The 781-nt window shown below is 61.8% G+C and carries 1 protein-coding gene; it reads left to right on the forward strand.

All coding sequences use genetic code 11. The features are described from left to right. Nucleotides 1-750, forward strand: a 750-nt coding sequence (locus VQ044_RS25405; RefSeq protein WP_331827914.1) for a Tn3 family transposase, incomplete at its 5' end; no start/stop codon positions are given. Between the last annotated feature and the right edge of the window lie 31 nt (nt 751-781).

The raw sequence follows: 781 nt of genomic DNA on the forward strand, positions 1-781 counted from the left end.
CTCAAGAACCGGTCGCAGCTTCAGCCGGATACCCTGCACGCGGATACCCAGGGCCAGAGCGAGCCGGTTTTTGGACTCAGCAGATTTCTCGACATCACCCTGATGCCGCGCATGCGCACCTGGGCCGACGTCGCCTTCTACCGGCCGTCCGGATCGACCCGGTACCGGCATATCGATCCGCTCTTCACGCGCGAGATCGACTGGCCGCTGATCGAGACGCATTGGCAGGACATGATGCAGGTCGTGCTCTCCATCCAGGCCGGACTGGTCACGCCGTCGATGCTGCTGCGAAAGCTCGGCTCGCGCAACCGCAAGAACCGCCTGTACCAAGCGTTCCGCGAACTCGGCCGCGTCGAGTGCACGCTGTTTTTGTTGCGCTTTATCTCCGATCCGCAGACCCGGCGCACCATTCGCGCCGAAACCACCAAGATCGAGAGCTACAACGATTTCCTCGACTGGATCTCCTTCGGCGGCGCCGTCGTCAAAAGCGCCGATCCCGTCGAGCAGGAAAAGCAGATCAAATACGCCAGCCTCGTCGCCAACGCGATCATGCTTTCCAACGTCGCCGATCTCACCACAGTGCTGACTGGCATGGCCGACGACGATCACCCCGTCACGCCCGACCTCGTCGCCGCCATCAGCCCCTACACGCGCGAGCACATCCGACGCTTCGGTCGCTACGTCCTCGACATGGACGACATCCCCGAACCGCTCAATCCCGACCGGATGCCGTTCCAAAACGCCGCGTGATCACTTTTTACACGTATCTTCAACTGACCCC

This window comes from Aurantimonas sp. C2-5-R2 (assembly GCF_036549495.1).
In the GTDB taxonomy this organism is placed as follows: domain Bacteria; phylum Pseudomonadota; class Alphaproteobacteria; order Rhizobiales; family Rhizobiaceae; genus Aurantimonas; species Aurantimonas coralicida_A.